Here is an 18851-nt window from a genome sequence, read left to right as displayed (position 1 = left end):
CGCTCCTGTCAGCCTTGCCGTGACCGAGGACAGCGCCACGGCAATCACCGGTATCAGCTTCTCTGACGTCGATGCGGGCAGTTCCCCCGTCACCGTCACGCTCTCTGTGCCCTCGGGCAGCCTTGCCGCAACCACCGGCAGCGGCGTCACCGTTGGCGGCAGCGCGAGCGCCCTGACCCTCACCGGCACGCTCTCGGCGATCAACGCCTTCATTGCCGCCAGCGGCGTCAGCTTCGCCACCGCGGCGAATGCCACCGGCGATGTCACCCTCACCGCCAGCATCAACGACGGCGGCCACAGTGGCAGCGGAGGTGCGTTGACTGACAGCACCACCGTGACGCTTGAAGTTACGGCCGTGAATGACGCGCCCGAAGTCAGCGCTCCTGTCAGCCTTGCCGTGACCGAGGACAGCGCCACGGCAATCACCGGTATCAGCTTCTCTGACGTCGACGCGGGCAGTTCCTCCGTCACCGTCACGCTCTCGGTGCCCTCGGGCAGCCTTGCCGCAACCACCGGCAGCGGCGTCACCGTTGGCGGCAGCGCGAGCGCCCTGACCCTCACCGGCACGCTCTCGGCGATCAACGCCTTCATTGCCGCCAGCGGCGTCAGCTTCACCACCGCAGCGAATGCCACCGGCGATGTCACCCTCACCGCCAGCATCAACGATGGTGGCCACAGCGGCAGCGGAGGTGCGTCGACTGACAGCACCACCGTGACGCTTGAAGTTACGGCCGTGAATGACGCGCCCGAAGTCAGCGCTCCTGTCAGCCTTGCCGTGACCGAGGACAGCGCCACGGCAATCACCGGTATCAGCTTCTCTGACGTCGATGCGGGCAGTTCCCCCGTCACCGTCACGCTCTCGGTGCCCTCGGGCAGCCTTGCCGCAACCACCGGCAGCGGCGTCACCGTTGGCGGCAGCGCGAGCGCCCTGACCCTCACCGGCACGCTCTCGGCGATCAACGCCTTCATTGCCGCCAGCGGCGTCAGCTTCACCACCGCAGCGAATGCCACCGGCGATGTCACCCTCACCGCCAGCATTAATGATGGTGGCCACTCCGGCACGGGCGGTGCACTCACCGACAGCACTACCGTCACCTTAGAGGTGGCGGCGGTGGATGATCCCACCGTCGCAGCCGACGATGCTGTTACGACGCCGGACACCGGCTTGCTGAGTGGTAACCTTTTCGCCGACAACGGTTCGGGCGCGGACACTGACCCGGATACTGCGTTGGTTGTGACGGCGGTGAACGGCGATCAACTTGCCATGGGATCCAAGATCACGCTGGCCAGCGGTGCCCTGCTGACGGTGAATGCCGACGGCACCTTCGACTATGATCCGAACGGCAAGTTCGAATACCTTCCTGTCGGATCGACGGCACAGGATAGCTTCACCTATGCTGTAAATGGTGTTGTCGCCACAGTCACTGTCACCATCAACGGCGTCGACAACAACGATGTGATTGTCGGCACCCTCGGCTCAGAACTCTTGTCTGGTGGTATCGGAGACGATTCAATCTACGCAGATGCAGGTGACGATGCTCTAATAGGAGGTGTGGGTGCCGACACTCTGGATGGTGGAGAGGGCAGCGACTACGCCTGGTATGTTGGTTCGATAAACGGGATCACGGTCAACCTCATGTCCGGCACGTCCTCTGGCGGTGATGCAGCGGGAGATGTGCTGATCAGTATCGAGAACGTCATAGGCTCGGCGCTCGATGACCTGCTGACAGGCGACACACAAGACAACACGCTCGTCGGAGCTGAGGGCAACGATAGTCTCTATGGTGGCGCCGGGAATGACGTGTTGGTGGGCGATACGGGCGATGATTACCTACAGGGCAACGAGGGTAATGATCTGATATCGGGTGGCGACGGCAACGACGAGGTCCGCGGTGGCAGTGACAATGACACCCTGTCGGGTGGTGCGGGCTCAGATACTCTCTATGGCGCGCTAGGCGACGATCTGCTGGAAGGTGGCGCGGGCGCGGACCTTTTTTACGGTGGGAGCGGAAGCGACACTGCCTCATATGAAGGATCGCTGGACGCAGTGATAGTCAACCTGCTGACGCAAGCTGCCTCCGGCGGAGACGCAACCGGCGACTTGCTGAGCGAGATTGAGAACCTTGTTGGCTCGGCCCAAGGCGACCTGCTGACTGGCGATGCGCTGACCAACGTGCTGACCGGATTGGCGGGCAATGACAGTCTCTTTGGTGAGTCTGGTGATGATCTCCTGCTGGGAGGTGACGGAAACGACCTGCTGCAGGGAAATACTGGCAAGGATGTCCTCTACGGCGGAATGGGCAATGACGAACTACGGGGGGGGGCCGATAACGATTCGCTATTCGGCGATGATGGCGATGACACTTTGATTGGTGCAAACGGCGATGACTACCTCCAGGGCAACGTCGGCGCCGATTTACTGCAAGGCGGAGCGGGTAATGACGAACTGCGGGGCGGGGCGGAAAACGACACGCTCTACGGAGAGGACGGTAATGATGTCCTCTACGGCGCTCTCGGGAACGACCTGATGGTTGGAGGCAGTGGATCTGACCGATTTGTCTTTAACACAGCGCTTGGAGACAACGTCGATACAATCCTCGACTTCCAACAAGACATCGATCAAATCCTGCTGTCGCGCGCGGTGTTTAGCGCTTTCGATGGTGCCTCGGGCGCGACCTTGGGCGACCATCTTCGATACGATGCGGGAACGTCAGGTCTCTACTACGATGCAGACGGACTAGGCGGCGCAGACGAGATCCTGTTTGCCACCATATTCACGGATGCACCTCTCAGTGCTGACAGTTTTACCTTGATCTGAGTTGTCAGACACCTGCTGCCAGACGAACTGGCAGCAGGTATCCGCGCCAGGATTTGTCACTCCACGCAGTCAGCTTCGACTATAGCCCTATTGAAAAGAGGTTCATGCGCCACTCTATGAAATGGCCGGGGCGGTGTGGTATCCAGCCAAGGGTTCCCGCTAGGCGTGGTGGCGGTAGAGTGGATTCGACCGGTCCAGATGTTTCTGCATTGCCGCCACCGCGCTTTCAGGCTGGTGCGCCTCGATGAGCGTCACGATGTGCTCATGCTCACGCAGGGTGATCCCCTCGTTGCCCGACCAGTGCAGCAGGATGCCATGATATTGGAACAGCCATCTCAGCATCGACTGGCTGGTGGCGATGAGGATCGGGTTCTTTGAGATCGCAGCGATCCGGGTGTGGAAGGAGATATCGAGTGTGACAAAGGCTTCTGGATCGCCAATCTTGCCGCTCTGGGCTGCAATGAGGCCGCGAAGGTCGGCCACGTCCTCAGTCGTGGCGTGTTCGGCGGCAACCCTGACGAGACCGCATTCGAACATTCGCCGCGCCATCTTCAGGTGCTCGAGCTGCTCGGGCTCGGAGGACAGCAGCATCCGCGCGACGTCGTCCACCCGGCTCAGCACGCTGTCGGCGCTCAGCTCGTTCACCCGGCTGCGCTCGCCGTGGCTGATGGTGATCAGCCCCATCGTGTGCATGTGCTGAAGCGCCTCGCGCACCGCAGGCCGGCCCACGCCGAAGCGTTCCATCAGGTCTCGCTCCGAGGGCATCGGCGCGCCGGGCGGCACCTCGCCGCTGGCGATCAGGTTGCGCAGCCGGTCGAAGACCTGATCCGACAGCTTTCGCCGGACGATCTTGTCGGGGCTGGCTGACGGGTCGTCGCGTTTCATGCTGGCTCCGGCGCTGGGTCGCTCAAGGACTATGCTCTGGCGGCAGCAAGCGCAAATACTCATCCGCGCCCTGCCGCCAGCCGTAGCCCGGAAGCCCCGACGGCCCGTCCAGCGCCGTCAGATTGGCCTCGAATCCCGTGCTGTCGAGGACGAGCCAAGCGCGCCCGACATTTGCCCCCGCCTGCCGCACCGGCCGCCCGGCCTGTGCCGCCAATGCCGTCACCACGGCGGCGACCGGGCGGGCGCTGCCATCGTCGCGAAAAAGCCCGCGCGGCCCGTAGAGCGCGGCCGGTGTCCAAACCGAGACCCCCGCCGTCGCGATCCGCGCGGCCAGCCCCAGCGTCCAGGCCCCGGCGAAAGCACCGTCCTGCCGCGGATCGTCTGCCGCCATGCAAACCCGCCCGCGACCGGGATTGGGGATCGTCCGGCTGCCGTAGGGGTTCTGCCGCATCGCGATGGTTGATGGCCCCAGCCGGTAGTCCGTCGCGCCGAGGATCGCCCGCGCCGAGGCGAGAATATGCGGCACCGTCTCCAGCACCTCCATCACCGAGAGGTCGTCGGCGGCATGGACAATGGGGCAAAGCCCGTGTGTCACGAAATCCAGCCGCTCCACCGGCGGGCGCTTGCGGTTCAGCTCGGGGAAGAAGCTGGCGACGCCGCCGCCAAGCGCCACCGCCGGGAGGGCCCGCCGCGCCGCGTCGGCGATCTCCTCCAGCGGCGGGCAGGGCGGCCAGACCGAGCCTGGCGGCGTTGACTGACGGTCCACCGAGGGCGTCACCATGACCGATGCCACCCGCAGGCCTGAAGCGGCAAGCGCCGCGGCATGGTCGTGGAACTCCGCGTCGATACTGCCGTTGGGCGGGCAAAGCGCGATCAGCTCCAGATCGTAGGCCAGATCGGGCAGCACGGTCTGCAACGCAGCGAAGGCCGCCAGTTGCGGTCCCGCCGGGCCGAGTGAGCAATCGAGGTGACACAGCACCCGCTGCGGACCGATGCCGCGCAGGTGGCCGGGCTGCGCCGCCGCGCGCCGGGCGTCTTCCGGCGTCAGCACCAGCGCCGTCTCGGGAAAGCGCGGCGCCGCAACCTTGGCCCGCACCGGGGCGACCGGCACCGCCTTTGGCGCCGGAGCCCAACGGATGCGCACCGCCTGATGCAGCCGCGCGCCGTCTTCCAAGAGGTAGGGCCAAGGCAGGGCCAGCGGGCGGTTGTAGGTCTTGAACGAGGCGTCGCCCCATTGCCGCTGGTCTTCCATTTCGAAGACATCGCCCTCGAACCGGCAGTCCACCTGCAAACCGCCTGTCTGATGCGACAGTGCGGCGATCTCCATGAACGGCTGCCACGGCGCGATCAGCGTCGGAAAGCGCGCGTCCTCCACCGTTCCGTCCGCATGGCTCACCCGCACCGGCGCGCCCGCCACGCCCTCGATCGGGTGCAGCACGGTGAAGCCCGCCCGGTTGGTCTCCACCGTGCCGATCGCCACCGCCTCGGCCTCGGCCTCCAGCCCCTCCGGCGTCAGCGTCAGCACGATCCGCGCCCTCAGCCGCGTATCACCCATCGCATAGGTCGCGGCGTAGCGCGCCCGGCATCGCTCCGCCGTTTCCTCCACCGTCAGGTCGGAAATCTCCGGCACCGCCGTGCCCCAGTCGCGGTCGCGCACCAGAAAGGACACCGCCCGGATCGCCTCCAAGCCGTCGATCCGCAGATGCCGCAGCTGGCCCTCCTCCAGCGTCACCGTGGCGCGACCGGCCCGGAGCAGCCGCCCCGTTCGCGGCGGCTCATCAGTGCCGTAGAGCGCCCGAAGGTCCATCACCAGCTCCGCATGTCGATCCGCGACCCGTCGCGGGCCGAGGCATAGGCAGCTTCGACCAGCGCCAGCGTCCTGAGGTTGTCGGCCCCCGAGGTTTCCGGACTGCGGCCCTCGCGCAGGCAGTCGACGAAGTCTTGCTGAAGGGTCCGCACGCTCTCCTGAATGTTGTGCCACGGTCGCTCGGCCCAAGCCAGAAGCGGTGGCGTCACATCACGCACCTCCTCCGCCCCGTCGCGCTGGATCACCAGCCGGTAGCCCGCGTCGAGCCGCAGCGTCCCGCGGTCGCCGTCGATCTCCAGCAGCGTCTCGGGGAAGGTCTCGGGCACACGCCGGGTCGCGTAGGAACAATCGACGACGCAGGTCACCCCGCCCTCGTGGTCGAGCAGCATCGTCGCCACGTCCTCGCCCCGTATCGCCGGATTAATCCGCCGGGTGCTGGCGGCAAGGCTTGCCACATCGCCGAACAGCGCCCGCGCGATGTCGAGCGTGTGGATGCCGAGATCCTGGATGATGAAACGCGGATCGGTCGCGAGATAGGGTTGGCCCGAAAACACGTCATAGCCCGACCGGAAGCTGACCCGCCCGAAGAAGGGCGTGCCAATGGCCCCCTCCCGCAGCGCCACGATGGCCGCGCGCACCGCCGATTGCCAGCGGAAGTTCTCGTGCACCATCAGCACCTTGCCCGCGGCTTCGACAGCTGCGACCATGGCGCGTGCATCCACCATCGTCTCGGCGAAAGGCTTCTGGCAGATCACATGCACCCCGGCGGCCGCAGCCTTTTCGACCAGAGGCCGGTGCGAGCCGACCGTCGTCGCGATGTCGACGAAGTTCAGCGCTTCGGCGTCCAGCATCTCGCCCGCATCGGCATAATGCCGCGCCACGCCGAAGCGGGCGGCGGTTTCCGCCCTTCGGGCCTCGTCGCGGTCGCAAACCGCCACGATCTCCACGCCCCCGATCTCGGCCCAAGCGTGCATCTGGTTCTGCGCGAAGAACCCGCAGCCAATCAATGCGCCCTTCAGCATCCCGCTACTTCCCCTGTGTGGCCTCGGATTGCAGCGCGACCCGGGCCTGAAGTTTCTGTTGGGCCTGATCGACCACCACAGCGGCGATGATGACAAGGCCCTTGATGACCGTCTGCCAGAACGACGACACGCCCATCATCACCAGTCCGTCCGACAGCACGCCAATGACGAAGGCGCCGATGATAGTGCCGCCGATCCGTCCCCGTCCGCCCGACATCGAGGTCCCGCCCAGCACCGCCGCGGCGATGGCGTTCAGCTCGAAGGCCTGACCCGTTGCCGGATGCGCCGCCACCAGCTGCGAGGCGACGATCAGCCCGACCAGCGCCGCACAGAGGCCGGAGAACATGTAGACGAACATCTTGATCCGGTTGACGTTCACCCCGGACAGCGCCGCCCCGCGCTCGTTGCCGCCCACGGCATAGATATACCGACCCAGCGGCGTGCGGCGCGAGATGTAGGCCGCCGTTCCCGCGACCACGATCAGCATCCAGATGGTGATCGGCAGCCCGAGGAAATCCCCCGCGCCGATCAGCCGGAAGGTATCGGAGCCATACTCCGGGTTGCCGGTCAGGTTCGGGAAGGTCCGCCCGTCCGACGACAGCATCGCCGCCCCGCGACAGACATAGAGCGTGCCGAGCGTGGCGATGAAGGGCGCCACGTTCAGCTTCGTGATGAGAAATCCGTTCACCGCGCCCACGGCTACTCCCACCAGCATGACCAGCAGGCAGATCTCCACCGTGTTGAACTGGATCGACCAGCCCAGCCCTACGTCGATCCCGTTCAGCACCAGCCATCCCGCCACCATGCCGCAAAGCCCGACGATGGAGCCGACCGACAGGTCGATCCCACCCGAGATGATGACGAAGGTCATGCCCACGGCGAGAAAGGCGTTCAGCGCGACATGCTTCGACATGATGACCATGTTCGCTGTCGACAGGAAGTTCGGCGCGGCGAAGGCGAAGAAGCCGAAGACGAGGATTAGTGCGATGAAGGTCCGCGCCTTCAGCAGCACCAGAAGAAGCTGCGCCGAGCTCGCCTGCTGTGGCGCGGTGTGGGTTGCCATGTGGGTCATAGGGCGGGTTCCTTGGAAGGGGCGGCAGGGGCGCCATGGGTCGGGCCGCTGGGCGCATGGCCCTTTGCCGAGGCGGCGATCACGGCGGTTTCCGATGCCTCGGTCCGGTCGAAGGCACCCGTGACGCGGCCGTTCGACATGACGATGATACGGTCCGACAGCGCCATCAGTTCCTCGATGTCGGAGGTGACGAAGACGATCCCCAGACCCTCCGCCGCCAGCCGACGCATGGTGCGGAACACCTCGGCCTTGGCACCGATGTCGATCCCGCGCGACGGCTCGTCCATCAGCAGCACCTTGGGCTTTGTCATCAGCGCCTTGCCGATCACCACCTTCTGCTGGTTGCCGCCCGACAGGCTGGAGACCGGGTTCTCCATCGAGGCGATCTTCACCGTCAGCCGCTTGACGAAATCGCGCACCGTGCCGCGCTCCGCCGCAAGGTCCATGTGGAAGGCCGTGGTGAAGGCGCGCAGGCTCGACAGCGTCATGTTCTCGCGGATGGCCAGCATCTGCACCAGCCCGTCGTTCTTGCGATCCTCCGGGATCAGCGCGATGCCGCGCCGGATGCGGCCGGCGATGCTGCGGCTCTGCAAGGGCTTGCCCTCGACAAAGAAACGCCCCGCCGCGTGCCGATGCCGCCCGATGACGCATTCGAGAAACTCGCTGCGGCCCGCGCCCATCAGCCCGTAGACGCCGAGGATCTCGCCCGCCCGCAGCGACAGCGAGACGTGATCCACCGCCAGCCCGCCGCCGGGGCGGGGCAGGCAGACATCCTCCGCACGGAACACCTCGGCTCCGAAGGCACGGTGGTCGGTCTTGGCATAGTCCTTCGAGGCTTCTCCGATCATGCTGCGCACGATCCAGGCCAGATCCACGCCCTGCATCGGCCGTGCCCCGGTGATCGTGCCGTCGCGCAGCACGGTAATGTGGTCGCCGATCCGGATCAGCTCTTCCAGCCGGTGCGAGATGTAGACGATCCCGACGCCCTGCCGCTTCAGGTCGGCGATGACCCGGAACAGGATCTCCACCTCCGCCGCCGACAGCGCTGAGGTCGGCTCGTCGAGGATCAGAATCCGTGCGTCCTGCGCGAGGCTCTTGGCGATCTCGACGATCTGCTGCTGGCCTACCCGCAGGTCGCCCACCAGCGCGTCGGGCGAGATGTCGTGCTCCAGCCGCTGCATCAGCTTGCGGGTCGCAGCGCGCTGCGCGGCCATGTCGATATCGACGCCGCCGCGGGTGATCTCGCGCCCGACGAAGATGTTCTCGGCCACTGTCAGGTTCGGGAACAGGTTCAGCTCCTGAAACACGATGCCGATCCCGTGCCGGCGTGCCGCCTCGGTGCCGCTGAAGCTGACCTCGCGCCCGTCCATCAGGATTCGCCCCTCGGTCAGCTGCTCGACCCCGGCGATCACCTTCATCATGGTAGACTTGCCGGCGCCGTTCTCGCCTACCAGCACGTTGACCGCGCCCATGTGGAGATCGAAATCCACGCCCTTTAGCGCCCGCGTGCCGGGATAGACCTTCACCCCGCCGCGGATCTGAAGGCCAATCCCGCTGCTCATGGCGCGACCTCCCGCAACAGCGTCGGCACCAGCAGGATCGGGTCGGTCGCGCTGCGCAACGTCGTCGCTCCCTCGAAGCGGAAGGTCTTGCCGACCAGATCGCCCTCGGGGGGCAGGGTGGTGCGATGCGCCTCGTCGTTCAGGGCACGCGCGAGCTTCGCGAACTCGATCTGGTCGCGGAAATCGGTGAAGACGAGGAAATCGGCCGCGTCCCGCAGGCTGGTGCCGCGGATCACCGGGCCAAGCTGCACCGCCAGGTCCGCCGCCCCGTCGCCGGTTACATCGAGTTCCATCTTGGCCGCGCGCGAGGCGCGATCGGCGGCGACCACTTTGCCCTCGCCCTTCAACAGGAAGTTCCACGGGCTGCCCTCGCTCGCCGGGCGCACGCCATGCGCCTTGCCCGCGGCATCAAGCCCGCCTGCCATCGCAGCGGTCAGCACGGGCAATTCGAACGCCTTCTCGCCGACATAGGGCACCAGCTTCGCGGCAAAGATCTCGCCCGCCATTTGCGCCATCCGCTCCTCGTCGGTCGTGGCGGCAGCGGTGGCGGTCTCGCTCTCGGGGTCGGGATTGGGCACGATCTTGCAGGCGCCCAAGAGGCCGAAGCCAAGCGCCGAGACGAGGATCGCGGTCATTGCACGGGTCATGCAAGGCTCCGTCGCAGGAGGGGAAAAAGGCCCGGCACAGGGCCGGGCCATGCCACGCCGGGATCACTCGGCCAGAGCGAAGGTCTCCAGCTTGTCCGCGTTCTCGGCGTTGATGAGCACGCAATCCATCAGCTGCTTCTCGTCCTGTCCGGTCTTGCCGGTGCGCAGGAACTCGTCGGCCTGTTCGACGGCAAGCTGCGCCTGACGGTAGGCCGGTTGCAGCACGGTCGCCTTGATGCCGCCCGCCTTGATCGAGTCGCGCACATCGTTCGACCCGTCGAACCCGACCACAATCACATCGGTCCGCCCCGCCGCTTCCAGCGCCGCCCAGGCACCCATCGCCATCGTGTCGTTGCCCGAGATCACGCCCTTGATGTCGGGATGTGCTTGAAGGATCGTCTCCATCCGCTCGTAGGCCTCGGTCTGCGACCAGTTGGCGGTCTGCTGTGCGACCATCTCCAGATCGGGATACTGGTCGATGATGTCGTGATAGCCCGAGGACCGGATGCCGGCATTGGTGTCGGCTTCGCGGCCCAGAAGCTCGGCATACTTGCCGCTCTCGCCCATCAGCTTCACGAACTCCTCGGCGCCGAGCTGTGCGCCTTGGTAGTTGTTCGACACGATCTGGCTCACGGCGATTCCGGATTCCTTGATCTCGCGGTCGATCAGGAACGACGGGATGCCCGCATCCTTGGCGGCTTGCACCGCGGCCACGGTGGCATCGGCCCCGGCGTTGTCGAGGATGATCGCCTTGGCGCCGCGGGCGATGGCGGTGTTGAACAGCTCCGACTGCTTGTTCGGGTCGTCGTCATGCACCATCACAACGGTCTCGTAGCCCAGCTCCTTCGCCCGCGCCTCGGCACCCACTGCCTCGGCCTTGAAGAATGGGTTATCGTGGCTGGGGGTGATGATGGCGATCAGCCCCTCCGCAGACGCAAAGGTCGGCATGGCGGTAGCCATGGCAAGGCCCATGGCTGAAATCATCAGCCGGCGTGTCAGTTTCATGATGTCCTCCCTGTGGTCAGGCGGGCATGCCGCCCGTTTCCTCTCTGACGCGGCCAAAGCTGCAAGCGAATCGAGAACCTGTCAACAGGTATGATGACATGCTGATTAAGAAATTTTGCTACTGCTTCAACGACTTGAAAACACACAAAAAGCACCGGGCCGGAAGATCTCCGGTCCGGCGCACATCGCCCAAACCTGCCGTCAGGTGATGCGTTCGATGCTGGCGGTGATCTCGTCCCAGTCGAACACCCGTTTCCAGTCGTCGCGCATCAGCACCGGCTTGCCGAACTCGATCGCCTTGTTGCAGGCGTCCGAGAACGCCCCCTGCCGCTCCTCGAACATCACCGCGCCGAGGATGTTCATGTGCCCCAGGAGGAAGTCGCGGGCGCATTCGTGGCTGACGCCGCTTCGCGCCACGCACTCGTCCAGCGCCTCCCGCATCACCGACAGGAGAGAGGCGCAGACTGTTTCCGACAGCCCCGGCTCCAGCATCGCCATTTGCTTCACCGTCACCTCGTAACTGCGCGCCACAGGTGCGTAGATGGCCTTGGCAACCCGTTCGCCAACCTCGTAATGCTCGCGCGGGCCCTGCATCAGCGCGTTGACGATCCCCTGCTTGGCAGCGACACCGCCGAAATGGTCGCGCCGTCCCTCGGGCGTCGTCTCGTCATTAAATATCGGCGGGTGGCAGGGGTGGGTCACAAAATAGGTTACATCCGCCCGTTCCGGCAGATGCCCGGCAAAAGGCGCAGCGGCATCCAGCACGACGATCATCGTGCCCGGCGCCACGGTCGGCACCACCTGCGCCGCGACCTTGCGGATCACCGTATCCGGCACCGCGAGGATCACCACCTCGGCCCCGGCCAGCGCCTCATCGGCGCCGACGCAGACGATCCCGGTCTCGTCTTTCAGCCGGGCCTGTCCGGCCTCGCTGACCTCGACATGCGCCACGTCGAAATCTGTCTTGGCGAGGTTGGTTGCCAGCCGGACCCCCATCTTTCCGCCCGCCCCGAACAGAGCAATCCTTGTCATCACCGCGCCTCCCAGCAATCGAATCCTTGCTTAACTGGTATGATGAGATGATAATAGGACTGATATGTCAAGCGACCCCGGAGCTTCAATGCCAGATCCTGACACCTCCGACGCGCCGCTGGTCGCTTGGCTCGGAGACGATTTCACCGGATCCGCGGCGGTGATGGAGGTGCTGCAGTTCGCGGGCCTGCCATCCGTCCTTTTTACTGACATCCCCTCCGAAGCGCTGGCCCGGCGTTTCGCAGGGTGCCGCGCCGTCGGCATTGCCTCCACCGCCCGCACCCTGTCGCCTGCCGGCATGGCCGAAGCCCTGCCGCCGCTGCTCGCTTGGCTCGAAGCGCTGAAGCCGGCGGTCCTACATTACAAAGTCTGCTCCACCTTCGATTCCTCGCCCGTCTCCGGCTCCATCGGCGCCGCGATCGGGATCGGCCTCGGCCTGCGCCCTGCCGCCGCCGTGCCGCTGCTGACGGCCGCGCCGCAGATGCGCCGGTATCAGGCGTTCGGCCACCTCTTCGCCGGAACGCCTGGTGGGGTGTTCCGGCTCGACCGCCACCCGGTCATGGCGCATCACCCGGTCACGCCGATGGCGGAAGCCGATCTGCTCGCCCATCTCGCCGCGCAGACCGATCTGCCTTCCGCCCTGATCAACCTCGAAGCGCTGGCAGGCGATTCGCAGGCAGCGCTCGACCGCGCGCTCGGCACGGGCGCCCGCATCCTGTCGCTCGACAGCATGGACGCTGCCAGCGAGGCGGCGGCCGGCGGGCTAATCTGGCGGAACCTCGACCGGCTCGGCTTCGTCGTTGGCAGTCAGGGCGTCGAATACGCGCTGGTCCGCCACTGGCAGGAGACGGGCCTCCTTCCCCGCAACGATCCTCCGGGATCGGCCGGCAGGGCAGGGCGCATCGCCGCGATCTCTGGCTCGGTCTCGCCAGTCACGGCGCAGCAGATAGGCTGGGCCGCTCGCAACGGCTTTGCCACGCTCGCCTTCGACGCCCGCACCGTCTGCGGCAGCGAGGCGGACCTCGCCGCCGAGGAAGACCGCCTCACCCGTGCCGCCATCGTCGCCGCCGAGTCCGGCCTCAGCCCGCTGGTCCATTCCGCGGCCGGCCATGACGGCCCCGAGGTCGCCGCCTTCCGCCGCGCGTTGGCCGCAACCAGCACCGACCCCGCCACCGCCAACCGTCGCATCGGCGAGGCGCTGGGTCGCATCCTCGATGCCACGCTCCGCGCCACCGGCCTGCGCCGTGCGGTGATCTCGGGCGGTGACACCTCCGGCCACGCCATGCGCCAGCTCGGCCTCTCCGCGCTGGTGGCCAAGGCCCCCACCGTCCCCGGCGCCGCCCTGTGTGAAGCGCATGGCGACGGCCCGCATGACGGGCTGGAGATCGCGCTGAAGGGCGGGCAGATGGGCTCGGAAGATTATTTCGGCTGGATCCGCGACGGCGGCGGCGCCCGCTGAGCAAGACAGAGGCAATCCCTATGACCCACCACGACAGCATCCGCGTCACCTACCGGCTGGAAACCTCCGGCGACATCGACGCGCTCGCCGCCAAGATCGCCGCCGACCAATCCACCGGCACCTTCACCGAACTGCCGGGCGAGACCGCCTCGCTCAAGGCGCGCTACGCCGCTCGGGTAGAGGCGGTTATGCCGCTCGACCCGCTCGACACGCCCTCCTTGCCGGGATTCATCGGCCCGGTTCGTCGCACCGATGTCACAATCGCCTATCCGCTCGACTCCATAGGCACCGACATCGCCGCGCTGATGACCACTGCCATCGGCGGCGTCTTCGCCGTCCGCGGTCTCAGCGGCATCCGCGTGATGGACATCGAACTGCCCGCCGCATGGTCCTGCCATCCCGGCCCACAGTTCGGGATCGACGGCTCGCGCCGGCTGATGGGCGTGCCGCAGGGGCCGATGATCGCCTCGATCATCAAGCCCTCGCTCGGCCTCTCGCCGGAGGATACTGCCAGCGTCGTTGCCATGCTCTGCGAGGCCGGTGTCGATTTCATCAAGGACGACGAGAAGCTTATGAGCCCGGCCTACTCGCCGCTGGAGGCTCGCGTTGATGCGATCATGCCGGTGATCGAGCGCCACGCCGACCGCACCGGCAAGCGGGTGATGTATGCCTTCGGCATATCCTCCGCCGATCCCGACCGGATGATGCACGCCCACGATCATGTCGTGGCAAGGGGCGGCAACGCCGCCGTCATCAACATCAACTCCATCGGTTACGGCGGCATGTCCTTCCTGCGCCGCCGTTCGCAGCTTTGCCTTCATGCCCACCGCAACGGGTGGGACATCCTCACCCGCCATCCCGGCCTCGGCATGGAGTTCCGGGCCTACCAGAAGATCTGGCGCCTGCTCGGCGTGGACCAGTTCCAAATTAACGGCATCCGCGCGAAATACTGGGAGCCGGACGAGAGCTTCGTGCGCTCCTTCGAGGATGTGCGCACCCCGATCTTCTCCGATGCCGACCGGCCGCTTCCTGTAGTCTGTTCTGGCCAGTGGGGCGGGCAGGCATTCGAGACCTATGCACGCACTGGCAAGACACTCGATCTCATGTATCTGGGCGGCGGCGGCATCCACGGCCACCCGAACGGCCCGGCCGCCGGGGTGCGGGCGATCCGCCATGCCTGGCGGGCTGCGGAAGCTGGGTTGACGCTAAATGAAGCCATGGCCGATGACGCGGACTTTGCTGCTTCCGTGCGCAAGTGGGCGTGACTAGATCATGACGCGCGAGCCGCTCTCCAAAGGGGGATCAGCGTATCGATTTGTTTCCGAGCCTTCAAACGCTTGCGCCGTGCATTATGCCTGACGACTGCAGTTTTATGGTTTGCTAGAGCCGAAGTCGTCAGTCACTTTCGTGATGCGAGAGACGATTCCAGCATCGAGGCAACACATGAGCCTTCTGAGATTGTCCCTTGCCGCCGCTCTGTTTATCATCTCCGCGGCGCCAGCCGTCGCCCAAGCCGAACGGGCGATCGTAGGGATGTGGCCTGCCCCCTTGGGGTGGTCCGGTTCCAATGTCAGTGCATGACATGTCTTGGCGCACTATTGAGGTGGCCGGCGCAGCGGGTGCGGGTGGCGAATCCGGCCCCTGCACCGCCCGTGGTGCCGGAGGACGGTAGCCTAGCGATGAACGCGGGCGCCTTGTGTCGTAATGCTTGCATCAGGATTCGATCACGATCACGATCACGATCACGATCCGGGCTTCGGCCAGGCTGTAAAAGATCTCTTCCTTCAACAGTTTGTCGCGGAGCTTCGAGTTGAAGCTCTCCCAGAGACTGCCGGGCTCGATGAAGGCGCATCGGGCCTCCATCGGCTGACCGTGCTGAATGCAAACGATAATTATCGGCGCCTGATCGACGTGCTGCTGGTCTGCACTTATGGGGTGGCCCGGTTTCAAACTTAGTGCATGACAGGTCTTGGCGCCACTCGACGCCGTTGCCGTCCCACCAACGCTGACCCTCAATGCCGCATTACATAATTTACATTACAGGTCTTGCGATCGTAGGCACAAAGTGGGATCGTCGCCATGTGGTCGCCATGTGGTCGCCATGTGGTCGCCATAAGCTTGGAGGTGGCACCGCCGAAGATCTCGCGCACGGGCAAGCAGCGGACGCGCTGTGAGCCGACAGGATTGAGGAGCCCAGGGCCCAAGGCATGCTCGACAAGCGCAGAGCGCCGAGCTGCAGAAGCTGCGGCGCAGGCTGTGGAAGACAAGCCATCGCCGGTTGGCGCCCTCATCGACCAACTACTGTCGGTCGGACTTGTCACTTCGGAGTAGCGCCCTGCGCCAGGACAAACCTCACCGTCGCCAGCCCCGTTCCTAGGTGTTTGATCCCATGGTTTGATGGTGCGATCCTTTTTCAGGAATGGAAGGAAGCATTATGGGACAGGTTCGTCACGGGAGCGCCACGACCACGCACGCTGTCAGAGCAGCAATACAGCGATCGCAGGCTTCGCTCGCGCAGTTGAGCCGGCAACTCGGCATCAACCCGAAGACGGTGGCGAAGTGGCGCAAGCGCGCGACAGTCGAGGACCTAAAGACGGGGCCGACGGAACCGCGATCCACGGTTCTGACCGAGGAAGAGGAAGCTGCAGTCGTCGCCTTCCGAAAGCGCACGCTCTTGCCGCTGGATGACTGCCTCTATGCTCTCCAGCCCTCGATCCCGCACCTGACACGGTCAGCGCTGCATCGCTGCCTGCAGCGTCACGGCATCTCGCGCCTGCCGGATACCGAGGGTGACAAGCCCAAGCGCCAGAAGTTCAAGCGCTACGCCATCGGGTTCTTCCACATCGACATTGCCGGGGTGCAGACGGCTGAAGGCAAGCTCTATCTCTTTGTGGGCATTGACCGAACGGCCAAGTTTGCCGTCGCTCAACTCGTTGCAACGGCTGACAGAAAGACAGCCTGGGAGTTCCTACAGCACATGCTCGAAGCCGTGCCCTACCAAGTCCACACGATTCTTACCGATAACGGCATCCAGTTCGCAGAGCAGCCCCGGAACCGGAACACCATCTACTCCCGGCCGATGCGCTTCGACATGATCTGCGAGGCGAACGGCATCAAGCACCGGTTGACCAAACCCCACCACCCATGGACCAACGGCCAGGTCGAGCGGATGAACCGCACCATCAAGGATGCGACGGTAAAACGGTTCCATTACGACAGCCACGATCAGCTCCGAACACATCTCGCCGACTTCTTGGCCGCCTACAACTTCGCTCGCAGGCTCAAGACCCTCGGTGGCCTCACACCCTACGAATACATCTGCAAAATCTGGACATCAGAGCCGGATCGATTCATCCTCGACCCGATCCACCAGATGCCGGGACTGAACACCTAAGGCCCTGCTTGCGGAGAGGGGCCGGGGCTGCTCGGCACCTGAAGACCACCACCCGACATTTCTACTTTTTGCATCCAACGATCATCTAACCTGGTGACAACAGGTTGGTAGGCGGGCGGATCCTACCCTGAATCGCGACAGCCCCGTATTCTCCGGCTGTTGTGGGTTGAGGAGATCCCGCATGGAGCCCCATCTGATCCTAGCGAGCGCCAAGTCCTGGCACGTCTGCTGTCCCAGAAAATCAGCGTGGCGCAGATAGCACCGCTTCGACGGCGAGATTGCGCTTTCCTCCAATCCATGGTGCGATCGGCGATACAGGGGCGGTTACGTCATAAGAGGTATCCATAGAAGTTGACGCCTCCACCTATCAAAATCAGTCAACTTAGCGACCCTTACAACTCGTTGCAAGAATTTGATAATTCCGTCACCCTACCGTACGGATTTGATTTTTGCAAATGACACGAATATATACTGCCAAAGGCTATATTGACCAGTCCGTCGCGCGCACCATTTCTATAAAAAGCCACACTGCTCCCTAGCCGCACCTTTCGGGCGTCATGCACGGGAACTTCTGGCTCTCCAAGTTTGTTGCGGGACCAACGGGCATTTTCCGACTGACCGGGCAGGTTACAATCGGTTCCTGTTCGTCAGCATGATGATCTTCGAAGATCATTTACCTGGTCCGAAACCTTGAGAGATCAGGATGTTAGAATGTTCGACCTTCCCGTAGCGGCCTACTGCACAGACAGAGATGGCTACATCACTTCGCACAACGAAAGAGCTTCCGCCCTTTGGGGGCAGCGCCCGGTGATCGGCTCGGTCCGGTGGTGCGGGGCGTGGCGCCTGATGGACGTGCTGGGTAATGATCTTCCAAGAGACCAGTCGCTGGTGGCACTCTTGTTGAACGCCGGCGAGGAGTTCGGCGAAGCAGATGTGATCATGGAGCGTCCCGATGGTTCAAGGACAAGGGTTCATGCTGCGACGAAGCTTCGGCGCCTTGGAAGCGACGTTGATCACACCGAAACCCTTTTAATGCAAATTGCCAATCCTCCAGACTATGACATAGAAAAAGAGCGCTTGGCCGCAATCGTGTCGTCCTCTGAAGATGTAATAATTGCTAAAAAACTAGACGGCACAATTACATCTTGGAACGCTGCTGCAACTCGTATTCTCGGATATGAGGCAGAAGAAATGATTGGGCAGTCAATATCGCGGATCATCCCACCCGAGCTCATGTCTGAAGAAACAAGTATTGTTCAGAAGCTTAGCCGGGGGGAGAAAGTAGAGCATTTCGATACGGAACGGATCAGCAAGAGCGGACGTCGTGTCGAGTTGTCAGTGACTATATCTCCATTAAAAGATCGGGCCCAAGTAATTATCGGGGCCTCGAAGATAGCTCGCGACATAACGCAGCGTAAGAAATCTGAACGACTACAGCGGCGCTTGTTCGATGAACTGAATCACCGGGTTAAGAACACGTTAGCGACCGTCTTGGCGTTGGCCAAACAATCAGCAAGACAAACCACAGACCCTACCGCTTTCGCGGAAAGCTTCACTGGACGCGTTCAGTCGTTGGCCCGCGTGCATGATCTGCTCGTGCGGGGTGAGCTGGTCGGCAGCGATCTGAGAAGTCTCATCCACGCAGAAGTCTTGCCAAACGACCAGGGGGACCCTCGCGTTTCTATCGATGGACCCTATCTATTGGTCGCTCCTAAGGCATCCGGGCAGCTTGGGCTCATCCTGCATGAGTTGGCGAGCAACGCGCGGCGCCATGGAAGTCTCAGCCGCGAAGATGGTCTCCTCACCATTCAATGGGAGATCCTCGGCGACAGCCAAGACCTCCACCTTGAATGGACGGAAACCAACCTCCAAAGTGCTCCCTCCCTCGAACAGTCTGGGTTTGGAATTTCTCTTGTGGAACAAACAATTGCTTCTGCCGAGGGCACCGTCAAAACTCATTTGTATGCCCATGCCTTGAAATACGACATTTTAATCCCACTTTCGCGGGCGGCGGCTAAGGATGCCGGCTTCGACGTGGGATCTGAATCAGGCGGAACCTGGGACTGAAAAAACCGTTAACTCGCACGATCTGTCGCAAGTGACAGAAGGGCAATCTGCTGATTGCGCACAAGAACGATGCCGACCTCG

13 protein-coding genes and 1 pseudogene are annotated in these 18851 nt (G+C 64.0%); 5 read left to right on the top strand and 9 right to left on the bottom strand.

Features of this window, described 5'->3' with window-relative positions:
- Positions 1–2818: beta strand repeat-containing protein (locus AC3A5Z_RS21430; protein WP_487521305.1), on the top strand; the 2818-nt coding region annotated here is incomplete at its 5' end.
- A gap of 159 nt (positions 2819–2977) precedes the next feature.
- Here the strand turns inward: AC3A5Z_RS21430 and nanR are convergent.
- The 8 genes from nanR to AC3A5Z_RS21390 form a co-directional block, all read right to left on the bottom strand.
- Positions 2978–3703, bottom strand: a complete 726-nt coding sequence (gene nanR / locus AC3A5Z_RS21425) for a transcriptional regulator NanR (RefSeq protein ID WP_487521304.1) — start codon at positions 3701–3703, stop codon at positions 2978–2980.
- 22 nt (positions 3704–3725) lie between these two features.
- Positions 3726–5510: a D-apionate lactonase family protein gene (locus tag AC3A5Z_RS21420; protein ID WP_487521303.1), complete on the bottom strand. Its 1785-nt coding sequence runs from the start codon at positions 5508–5510 to the stop codon at positions 3726–3728.
- The gene (locus AC3A5Z_RS21415; RefSeq protein WP_487521302.1) at positions 5510–6532 is read right to left on the bottom strand and encodes a Gfo/Idh/MocA family protein; all 1023 of its coding nucleotides are present in this window, start codon (positions 6530–6532) and stop codon (positions 5510–5512) included. Before AC3A5Z_RS21415 ends, AC3A5Z_RS21420 begins: the two co-directional genes overlap by 1 nt.
- 4 nt (positions 6533–6536) lie before the next feature.
- Complete coding sequence (locus AC3A5Z_RS21410; RefSeq protein ID WP_487521301.1) at positions 6537–7604, bottom strand: ABC transporter permease; 1068 nt, start codon at positions 7602–7604, stop codon at positions 6537–6539.
- Entirely contained in the window at positions 7601–9166 is a 1566-nt protein-coding gene (locus tag AC3A5Z_RS21405; RefSeq protein ID WP_487521300.1) for a sugar ABC transporter ATP-binding protein, read from the bottom strand. The genes AC3A5Z_RS21410 and AC3A5Z_RS21405 overlap by 4 nt, the downstream gene beginning before the upstream one ends.
- Complete coding sequence (locus tag AC3A5Z_RS21400; protein ID WP_487521299.1) at positions 9163–9813, bottom strand: DUF2291 family protein; 651 nt, start codon at positions 9811–9813, stop codon at positions 9163–9165. The genes AC3A5Z_RS21405 and AC3A5Z_RS21400 overlap by 4 nt, the downstream gene beginning before the upstream one ends.
- 63 nt (positions 9814–9876) lie before the next feature.
- The gene (locus AC3A5Z_RS21395; RefSeq protein WP_487521298.1) at positions 9877–10818 is read right to left on the bottom strand and encodes a substrate-binding domain-containing protein; all 942 of its coding nucleotides are present in this window, start codon (positions 10816–10818) and stop codon (positions 9877–9879) included.
- Between the two features lie 201 nt (positions 10819–11019).
- On the bottom strand, positions 11020–11850 hold the full coding sequence (locus tag AC3A5Z_RS21390; protein WP_487521297.1) for a phosphogluconate dehydrogenase C-terminal domain-containing protein: 831 nt from the start codon (positions 11848–11850) through the stop codon (positions 11020–11022).
- A gap of 88 nt (positions 11851–11938) precedes the next feature.
- Between AC3A5Z_RS21390 and AC3A5Z_RS21385 the strand changes: the two genes are divergently transcribed.
- A complete protein-coding gene (locus AC3A5Z_RS21385; RefSeq protein ID WP_487521296.1) occupies positions 11939–13309 on the top strand; it encodes a four-carbon acid sugar kinase family protein in 1371 nt (456 codons plus the stop codon).
- A 20-nt stretch (positions 13310–13329) separates the two neighbouring features.
- On the top strand, positions 13330–14574 hold the full coding sequence (gene oiaX / locus AC3A5Z_RS21380) for a 3-oxo-isoapionate-4-phosphate decarboxylase OiaX (protein WP_487521295.1): 1245 nt from the start codon (positions 13330–13332) through the stop codon (positions 14572–14574).
- A gap of 305 nt (positions 14575–14879) precedes the next feature.
- Here the strand turns inward: oiaX and AC3A5Z_RS21375 are convergent.
- Positions 14880–15154: pseudogene (locus AC3A5Z_RS21375) on the bottom strand (integrase core domain-containing protein); the annotation flags it as partial.
- Positions 15155–15743: 589 nt separating this feature from the next.
- On the opposite strand from AC3A5Z_RS21375, the gene AC3A5Z_RS21370 reads away from it, so the two are divergent.
- Positions 15744–16703, top strand: a complete 960-nt coding sequence (locus AC3A5Z_RS21370) for an IS481 family transposase (RefSeq protein ID WP_487521294.1) — start codon at positions 15744–15746, stop codon at positions 16701–16703.
- 711 nt (positions 16704–17414) lie between these two features.
- Positions 17415–18770 (top strand): sensor histidine kinase, encoded by a 1356-nt coding sequence (locus AC3A5Z_RS21365; protein ID WP_487521293.1) that lies wholly within the window; start codon positions 17415–17417, stop codon positions 18768–18770.
- Positions 18771–18851: the final 81 nt, after the last annotated feature.

The organism is Cereibacter sp. Soil_C_27, from assembly GCF_057657095.1.
The sequence above is the reverse complement of the archived record's forward strand: the minus strand, read 5'-3'. Positions and strand labels throughout refer to the sequence as shown.

Excerpts from the sequence above, each read along its gene's own strand:
- nanR (WP_487521304.1), bottom strand. The coding sequence starts at position 3,703 with ATGAAACGCGACGACCCGTCAGCCAGCCCCGACAAGATCGTCCGGCGA.
- AC3A5Z_RS21420 (WP_487521303.1), bottom strand. The coding sequence starts at position 5,510 with ATGGACCTTCGGGCGCTCTACGGCACTGATGAGCCGCCGCGAACGGGG.
- AC3A5Z_RS21415 (WP_487521302.1), bottom strand. The coding sequence starts at position 6,532 with ATGCTGAAGGGCGCATTGATTGGCTGCGGGTTCTTCGCGCAGAACCAG.
- AC3A5Z_RS21410 (WP_487521301.1), bottom strand. The coding sequence starts at position 7,604 with ATGACCCACATGGCAACCCACACCGCGCCACAGCAGGCGAGCTCGGCG.
- AC3A5Z_RS21405 (WP_487521300.1), bottom strand. The coding sequence starts at position 9,166 with ATGAGCAGCGGGATTGGCCTTCAGATCCGCGGCGGGGTGAAGGTCTAT.
- AC3A5Z_RS21400 (WP_487521299.1), bottom strand. The coding sequence starts at position 9,813 with ATGACCCGTGCAATGACCGCGATCCTCGTCTCGGCGCTTGGCTTCGGC.
- AC3A5Z_RS21395 (WP_487521298.1), bottom strand. The coding sequence starts at position 10,818 with ATGAAACTGACACGCCGGCTGATGATTTCAGCCATGGGCCTTGCCATG.
- AC3A5Z_RS21390 (WP_487521297.1), bottom strand. The coding sequence starts at position 11,850 with ATGACAAGGATTGCTCTGTTCGGGGCGGGCGGAAAGATGGGGGTCCGG.
- AC3A5Z_RS21385 (WP_487521296.1), top strand. The coding sequence starts at position 11,939 with ATGCCAGATCCTGACACCTCCGACGCGCCGCTGGTCGCTTGGCTCGGA.
- oiaX (WP_487521295.1), top strand. The coding sequence starts at position 13,330 with ATGACCCACCACGACAGCATCCGCGTCACCTACCGGCTGGAAACCTCC.
- AC3A5Z_RS21370 (WP_487521294.1), top strand. The coding sequence starts at position 15,744 with ATGGGACAGGTTCGTCACGGGAGCGCCACGACCACGCACGCTGTCAGA.
- AC3A5Z_RS21365 (WP_487521293.1), top strand. The coding sequence starts at position 17,415 with ATGTTCGACCTTCCCGTAGCGGCCTACTGCACAGACAGAGATGGCTAC.